Source organism: Methylobacterium oryzihabitans (assembly GCF_004004555.2).
In the GTDB taxonomy this organism is placed as follows: domain Bacteria; phylum Pseudomonadota; class Alphaproteobacteria; order Rhizobiales; family Beijerinckiaceae; genus Methylobacterium; species Methylobacterium oryzihabitans.
The window spans coordinates 1-421 of sequence record NZ_SACP01000181.1; the positions used below are offsets into that span (position 1 = coordinate 1).

Genomic DNA, 421 nt, shown 5'->3' on the forward strand with positions numbered 1-421 from the left:
GAGCCCGCGAAGAGGCCGGTGCAGGCAATAAAAAAACCAGGAGTCAAACCCGGCTCAGACCAGCTGCCACCTCTCCCCACCGCCCCCGCCTTTGTGATAACATCCGGCAGTTTCCAAGACCGCCCATCACGGCGGCCTTCATTGCGCAGATCCATGGCACAACTCATTGATTTGTCGTAAGTCGTCGCACGCTTGTACGCTGCGGCGGCGAGCTTCGTTCGGCCCTTGATGGAGCTGCGAAGTTTCACCAGAAAAAGGAATCAGGCTTCTCATGGGCGAACTGGCCAAAGAAATCCTCCCGGTCAATAGCGAAGACGAACTGAGACAGTCTTACCTCGACTACGCGATGAGCGTGATTGTCGGGCGAGCGCTGCCCGATGCGCGTGACGGCTTGAAGCCCGTGCATCGTCGCGTTCTCTAT

Annotated in this window: 1 protein-coding gene; it reads right to left on the minus strand. The window is 58.0% G+C overall.

All coding sequences use genetic code 11. The features are described 5' to 3' along the window. A partial coding sequence (locus EOE48_RS29670) for a hypothetical protein (protein WP_210249630.1) occupies positions 1–248 on the minus strand: 248 nt, incomplete at its 3' end. Between the last annotated feature and the right edge of the window lie 173 nt (positions 249–421).